At 72.2% G+C, this 7,338-nt stretch carries 6 protein-coding genes; all 6 read right to left on the bottom strand.

Going from position 1 to position 7,338, the window contains the following annotated elements:
- Positions 1-1,022 (bottom strand): glycosyltransferase (locus VGR37_13730; protein HEV2148457.1); only part of this gene is annotated, 1,022 nt, incomplete at its 3' end.
- Entirely contained in the window at positions 1,022-2,251 is a 1,230-nt protein-coding gene (locus tag VGR37_13735) for a glycosyltransferase family 4 protein (protein ID HEV2148458.1), read from the bottom strand. The genes VGR37_13735 and VGR37_13730, both read right to left, overlap by 1 nt.
- Complete coding sequence (locus VGR37_13740) at positions 2,251-2,766, bottom strand: class I SAM-dependent methyltransferase (protein HEV2148459.1); 516 nt, start codon at positions 2,764-2,766, stop codon at positions 2,251-2,253. The genes VGR37_13735 and VGR37_13740 overlap by 1 nt, the downstream gene beginning before the upstream one ends.
- A gap of 110 nt (positions 2,767-2,876) precedes the next feature.
- Positions 2,877-4,679, bottom strand: a complete 1,803-nt coding sequence (locus VGR37_13745; protein HEV2148460.1) for an ABC transporter ATP-binding protein — start codon at positions 4,677-4,679, stop codon at positions 2,877-2,879.
- Between the two features lie 171 nt (positions 4,680-4,850).
- Positions 4,851-6,428, bottom strand: coding sequence for an MraY family glycosyltransferase (locus VGR37_13750; GenBank protein ID HEV2148461.1), 1,578 nt, complete (start codon positions 6,426-6,428; stop codon positions 4,851-4,853).
- A 469-nt stretch (positions 6,429-6,897) separates the two neighbouring features.
- The coding region (locus tag VGR37_13755; protein HEV2148462.1) for a UDP binding domain-containing protein at positions 6,898-7,338 on the bottom strand (441 nt) is incomplete at its 5' end.

A 7,338-nucleotide genomic window follows, 5' to 3' on the forward strand; every position in this document is an offset into this window, starting at 1 on the left:
CCCCGCTGCCGGCGCGCGGCCGGGTCCACGATCAGCGCACGGAGCGCCGCGGCCAGCGCGTCGGCGTCCCCCGGGGGCACCAGGGCACCGCAGGCATCGTCCACGATCTCCGTGGCCCCGCCGAGGGCGGTGGTGACCGAGGGGAGCCCGGCGAGGAGCGCCTCCACGAAGGCGATCCCGAAGGGCTCCGGCCCCAGGTTGGGCTGACAGTGGACGTCGGCGGCCGCGAGGATCCGCGGAACGTCGCTCCGCTGGCCGGCAAAACGGACCCGGTCGGCGATCCCCAGGCGGCGGGCCAGGGCCTCCAGCTCGCCGCGATAGACGGCCTCCTCGGGGCGCTGCGCCCCGCCCACCAGCCAGCAGACCCACCCGGGCACCTCGCGGAGGCGCCCGAGCGCCTCCAGGTGCAGCGAGTGCCCCTTCCACGCCTCCAGCCGGCTGGTCTGGACGACGACCACCGCGTCCTCGGGGGTGTCCAGCTCCGCCCGCACGGCGCGCCGGTCCTCCGCTCCGTTCTGGACCGTGGGCGCCGCCACGGGGCAGTAGACCACCTCGCCGCGGACCCCCGCGTACAGCCGCGGGAGCGTCGCCGCGGTGAAGCGGCTGTTGCAGACCGCCAGGTCCGGCCGGGTGAGCCGGGCGATGCGCTCGAGCCACCCCCTTCCGTGCACCCGGTCGTGGAGCCAGAGCACCAGCGGCGCTCCCGCGGCCCGAACCGCCGGCGCGAAAACCGCCTGCGGCCAGAGACCGTGCAGGACCACCGCATCGGACCGCTCCCGCCGGATCAGCTCGCGCAGGGCGCGGCGCGCGCGCAGGACGCTGGCGGGCCGGCTCATGCGGACCGGGCCGACCCCGTGCACGGGGGCCCCGGCGGCGCGCAGCTCGTCGCTCAGGCGGCCCTCGAAGCAGACGGCGAACCGGGACTCCATCCCCGGCGCCTCCGCCCGGTGGCGGGCGAGCGTCACCAGCAGGGTCTCCACCCCGCCGTACATGTTGCCGCTGTAGACGTGCAGCGCGCGCATCACCCCGCCCCCGCAAGCGCCTCGCGGTAGATGGGGACCAGCTCCGCGGCGAGGCGCCGCCGGTCGAAGGAGCGCTCCACCTCCGCTCGGCCCACCCGTCCGAGCCGGGCGCGCAGCTCCGCGTCGCGGACCAGCGTCTCGATGCACTCAGCGAGCCGGCGGGCGTCACCCGGAGGGTGCCCCAGCGCGTTCTCTCCCGCGGAGATCAGCTCGGCGGCGCCTCCGCCCTCGCTCCCCACCAGTGCCCGGCCGCAGGCCATCGCCTCCACGATCACCATGCCGAAGGGCTCCGGCTCGGTGCTCGCGTGGACCACCACGTCGAGCGCGCGCATCGCCGCTGCGGGCTCCTGCACGAACCCCGTGAAGCCCACCCGGTCGGCGACGCCGAGCTCCTCCGCCCGTTTCCGGAGGCCGTCCAGCGAGAGCTGGCTGCTCCCGCCGGTGACGTAGAGCGGCCCCCCCACCACGTACGCCCGGAAGGGGAGGCCTCGCGGGAGGAGCGACACCGCCCGGAGGAAGGTCTCGTGCCCCTTCCACCAGGCCAGCACCGCCACCAGCCCCACCCGCACGGTGCCGGGCGCGGGCGCGGGGAGTCCCGCGGCCGCGTCGAGGTCGGCCGCCGGCCCGCCCGGCGTGAACGCCTCCAGGTCCACCGCGCTGTAGACGGGGTGCACCGGTACCAGGTCACCGCACACGGCGCGCACGTCGGCGGCGACGCTCCGGGAAATGGCGACGACCGCCGCGCACCGCCCCGCGTGGGCGCGCAGCAAGCGCGACATCACCGGGCGGCGACTCACGAAGTCCTGGACGTGCCAGACTACGGGGACGCCGCGGGGCCGGGCGCGGGCGCCCAGCACGTGCATCTTGAAGCCGTTGGTGTGCACCACGTCCGGGGCGGCGTCGCGCAGGATCCGCCGGAGCCGGCGCACGTACGCCAGCCCGGGGAGCACGCCCCGGAGGAGTCCTCCTGCCAGGGCGAGTCGGCCCCGGAGACCCGCGCGCCGAGCGCCCTCGCCGCCGTCGCCCAGCTCCGCGAGCGCGTCCGGGAGCGGGAGCACGACCGTGCCGACCCCGAGCGCCGCGGCGCGGGCCACGAACGGGCCGTCCGCGGTGGCGACCAGCTCCAGCTCCCAGTCGGGCTCCGCCGCCCTCAGGCTCGCCATGAACTCCAGGAGCCCACGCTCCGCGCCCCCGAGCTGGCCCGAGGGGTTCAGGAAGACGACCTTCATCACCCGTCCTTGACCACCTGCAGCTCGAAGTACAGGAACCACGCCGGGAAGAGCCAGGCCCAGCGCCGCTCGTACTCCTCGGGGAACCGGTTCGCGAGGCGGTTCACCAGCCGGTTCAGCAGCGTGGGATGGAAGACGATGCGGCTGTGCACCCTGCGGAAGCGCCGGTCGGTGTAGAAGGAGAACCGGTGCTCCCCGGTGAAGTAGTGGAAGCTGAAGAACCCGAAGTAGTGGCGATGCGTCGGGTCCGTGAAGGCGTTGGCACAGGAGAAGTGGGGGACGGTGATGCGCACCGTCGCGCCGTCCTCGCACACGCGGTGCACCTCCTCCATCGTGCGAACGATGTCGTCCAGGTGCTCCACCACGTCGAACGCCAGCACCTCGGCGAACCGGCCGTCCGGGAACGGCCACGGACGCTCGTTCAGGTCGTGCACCACGTCCGGACCGGTGGTCTCCACCAGGTCCACGTTCACCGCGTCGGGGCGGTGCTTCTCCCCCGCGCCCAGTTGGAGCACGCGGCGCTCGTCGAGCGCAGCCGCGGGAGCTCTCCGCCCGGGAGTCGCCGTCGTGGAGTCGGTCGGGGACATGGAGTCGGGGAAATGTACGGGATCTGGGGCCGGGTGTCTCACGCCGCGCTCACCGCCGCCGAGAGGAGAGACGAGAAGGTGCCGCTCCTGCTGGACAGCTCCTCCCACGTCCCCTGCTCCACGACCCGCCCTTCCGCGAGCACCACGATGTGGTCCGCGGTGCGGACGGTGGAGAGCCGGTGCGCGATCACGACCGCGGTGCGGCCCTGCCGCGCGTTCTCCAGCGCGGCCTGCACCTGCCGCTCCGACACGGTGTCGAGCGCCGAGGTCGCCTCGTCGAGCACCAGGATCCTGGGGTCGCGCACGAGCGCCCGCGCGATGGCCAGGCGCTGGCGCTGCCCCCCGGACAGGTTGGCCCCGCGCTCCCCCACCACGCTGTTCAGCCCGGCGGGGAGCGCCTGGACCACGTCGTCCAGGTAGGCCATCCGCACCGCCTCGCGCACCGCCTCGGGGGACGCCCCGGGCAGGCCGAAGGTGATGTTGCGGAGCATGGTGTCGTGGAAGAGGAAGGCCTCCTGCTCCACCAGCGCCACGTTCCGGTGCCAGGTGTCCGGCGAGAACTCCCAGTAGTCGCGCCCGTCCACCGTGATCGTCCCCTCGGTGGGCTGCCGCAGCCGCAGCAGGAGCGAGGCGATGGTGGACTTTCCGGAGCCGGACGCGCCCACGATGGCAACCGTCTTCCCCACCGGGATCTCCAGCGTCACGTTTTCCAGCGCGCGGGTCCCGTTCGGGTAGACGTAGCCCACGCCGCTCAGCCGGACCACGTCCCGCACGCCGGTGCACACCGCCTCTCCGAAGGGACGGCGCGGGTACTGCGGCACCGACATCCACCGGTCCACCTCGCGCACGCTCCCCAGCATGTGGAGGACGAATCCCTGGACGGTGTAGAGCTGGTTGACCAGCGGAAGGAGCCGCAGGAGGACGAAGCCGAAGGTGAAGAGGACGTTCTGCGCCATCAGCCCTGGGCGCACGAGGAAGAAGTACGCTCCTCCCACCATGACGATCGCCCCCGCGACCGCCACCGTTTCCGTGATCGGGCCCAGGAGCGAGGAGGAGCGCATCGTCTCCTCCTCCACGGCGGCCTGGGCGGCGTTCAGGTCGTGGAAGCTCCCCGCGGCCGCGGCCTGCGAGTCGGTGACGCGGATCACCCGGACCCCGGCGAACGACTCCACCAGGTTGGAGCCGATGCGCTGGTTGAGCTCGGTGATCTGCTGGCCGCTGTGCACCAGGTGCCGGTACACGAACGCGATCGTGCCGCCGATCACCGCCCCGATCACCAGGGTGGCGAGCATCAGGGGCCAGGACAGGACCAGCAGTGCCACGACGTAGAAGAGGCCGAGCGACAGCTTCTGCCCCAGCAGCAGGAGCCCCTCCATGAACTGCCGAAGGCGCAGCGTCTCGGTGAGGAAGACGCTCGCCAGCTCTCCGGCCGGGCGTTCCTCGAACACCTGCAGCGGGGCGCCGTGCAGCCGGGCGAAGAGGTCGTCGCGAACGCGGACCGTCACCCGCCGCCGGAGCCGGGCGGCCAGCACGTTGCTCCCGTACAGGACCACGTTCTTGAGGGCGATCGCCCCGACGATCGAGAGGCAGAGGACGGCGACGTAGAACTGCTCCCCGTGGCCGGGGAACCAGTCCCGCAGCATCTCGAGGATCCGCCGGGAGGTGGGGTCCTCGCTGCCGAGCATCAGCCCGAGCAGGGGGACCAGCAGCCCGATCCCGACCCCCTCGAGCGCCGCCGCTGCCGTCAAGCTGACGACGACCGCCACGGTAAGTGAGCGGCTCCCGCGCAGGTACGGGCGGAGCCGTAGGGTGGAGACGATCAGCTCCCGGAGGTTACGCAAACCTGCCTTCGGCGACGAGGGTTCCAGGGCGCGTCCGGCGCGTTGCCCGGACAAATGAAAAGGCTGCCCAAAGCGGGGCAGCCCAGTAATATACCTCCGGAGCCGGAGGGCTTCAACCAACGGGCCGAAAACCGGGCCGCGGGCGGGGCTCCCGGTCCGGTCGGCCCCGGTTTACCGGACGGGCTGCGACCGGACGCTGAGGCGGGCGACCTTGGCCGGCTCGAGCACCTCCGCCCGCGAGTGCGGCTCCACCAGCTCCAGCTCGGCGTGCGCGAAGGGCCTGGACGCACCGCGCTGCGGGCCGTAGCGCTCCATCCACTCCTCCACCATCGGGGCGAGGATCTGGGCCACCCGTTCGGCGCCGTACGGCCGGGATCCAGTCCGGGGATTGCACCAGATCCGCAGAACGTAGTCGTCGCTTTCCACGAAGTCGTGCGAGGTCACCGGGTAGTCCAGCTTCCACGCCCGGGCCGCGTGCCCGTTGAAGAGGACCAGGGGACGCGAGCCGTGCGCGCGCTCCCGGCACACTTCCATGTGGAGGAACTCGAAGAGGGTCGCGTTGTCCTCGAGGATCGCGTTCACCTCCTCGAGCGTCTTGGCGTGCCGCACCACCTGGCCCACGTCCTGTGCGTGGATCTGGTCGCGGATCACACGGCGGGCCCGGAACACGCCCGAGGCCAGCACCGATCCCGCCTCCACGAACTCGTGGTACTGCAGCCGCCGCAGGCCGTAGACGAGCAGGAAGAGCGTCACGCCCGCACCCGCCGCGGCCACCGACATCACCGCCGGAGGCGGCGCGAAGACCAGCGACAGCCCCAGCATCGCGAGCACGGTGGCCGTCACGTACAGTACGATCACCGCGCTGCGGTGCGTCAGCCCCAGCGCCAGCAGGCGGTGGTGGATGTGGCGCCCGTCGGCCTGCGAGAGGGGGACGCCGCGCAGCCACCGCCGGACGATCGCCAGGCTGGTGTCCAGGATGGGGACCGCCAGGGCGAAGAGCGGCACGACCGCGAGGATGGCCGTCGCGCTCTTCTGCGACCCGTACACCGAGAGCACCGCGAGCATGAAGCCGACGAAGAGGCTTCCCGAGTCGCCGAGGAAGATGCGCGCGGGATTGAAGTTGAAGCGCAGGAAGCCGAGCAGGGAGCCCAGGAGCGCCACGGAAAGGAGGCTGACCTCCAGGTTCCCCAGCGCCAGCGACACCGTGAGCGTGGTCACCAGCGCCACCAGGGCGATCCCGGTGGCAAGGCCGTCGAGCCCGTCGATCAGGTTGAAGGCGTTCGTCACGCCGACGATCCAGAGGATCGTGAGGGGGAGCGCGAACCACCCCAGCGCCAGCTCCGTCGACCCCACCCCCACCACGTCGATCCGGAAGCCGTACGCGTACACCACGAACGCCGCCACCAGCTGCGCGACCAGCTTCGCTCCCGGACGGAGCCCCCGCACGTCGTCCACCAGCCCGGTGGCGAAGATGATTCCTCCCCCGAACAGCACACCGTAGAAGAAGCTCCGCGGCCCGCTGAGGAGCTCCACCCCGCCCAGGGAGGCGAGGGCCGTCACCAGCAGTCCGGCGCCCATGGCCAGGAACACCGCCACGCCGCCGACCCGCGGAAGCGGCTCCGTGTGCACGCGGCGGTCCTCGTGCGGCGGATCGAACATCTGCCACGCGACCGCCGTACGGATCACCACAGGTGTGAGGACGAAGCCCGAAAGGAGAGCTACCGCGAAGATGACGGCGTGCGCAAGCATCAGCAGAATCGGGGCGTGGAAGTCAGAGCGGCCGGGACGCGGACGGAAGCGGGAGGGCGGCGCCACCGGAGCGGCGCGCCGGTCGGGCGGAGAGTCGGCTCAAGGACTTGGAAGGGGGACGGCAGGTCTCCACCGGGGCAATCCAGGATCGTTGAATGGTCCGCCGCACGTCGCCACCGCTCCGCGAAGTGGCCGAAGGTCTCGCACGGCCGTTCCCGTGCTCCGACGCATGCTGACGATCGACGGGAGCCCGGGGTCACGCGCATTGCATTCCCGTTTCCCATAGGCCCCGGACCCGACCCGGCCGGGTGCCACCCGCCCCAGCGGAGGCAGGGTCGGGGACGGTGTCGCACTGTGGCATGCGGCACTACCCGGATGAAGCGGAAGATCATACAGCAGAAGCGCCCGCCACGCAATGCCGAAGTGGACGGCAGGGATGGCCGCACCCCGGGCTCGCGCGGCGGGCGGGTCACGCCGGTCCGGCCACGAGCTGCACCGGCTCGCGGAACTCTCCCGAGAGTCCCACCACTCGGGCGTTCCCCTCGACCCGGCGCATCACGCCCCGGGTGTCCACCACCAGCCGGGCATGCTCGGCCACGCGCGCATAATCGACGTCACCGTGGTCCGTAACGATGACGATGACGTCCTGCTGGGCGAGCGTTTCCCCGTCGAGCGGGGCGCTGTGCATCGGCAGGTCGCGGAGCGGCGTGTGCCCGTCGTCGGCGATGGTCGTGCAGAACGGGTCGTGGAACGATACCTCGGCTCCCTTCTCCTGGAGGAGGCGCATGATCTCGAGCGCGGGGCTCTCGCGCAGGTCGTCGACGTCCTTCTTGTAGGCGACGCCCAGCACCAGGACGCGGCTGCCGCGCACGGCCCTGGACTCGTCGTTGAGCGCGTCGGCCACCTTGCG

Source organism: Longimicrobiaceae bacterium, assembly GCA_035936415.1.
Classification (GTDB): domain Bacteria; phylum Gemmatimonadota; class Gemmatimonadetes; order Longimicrobiales; family Longimicrobiaceae; genus JAFAYN01.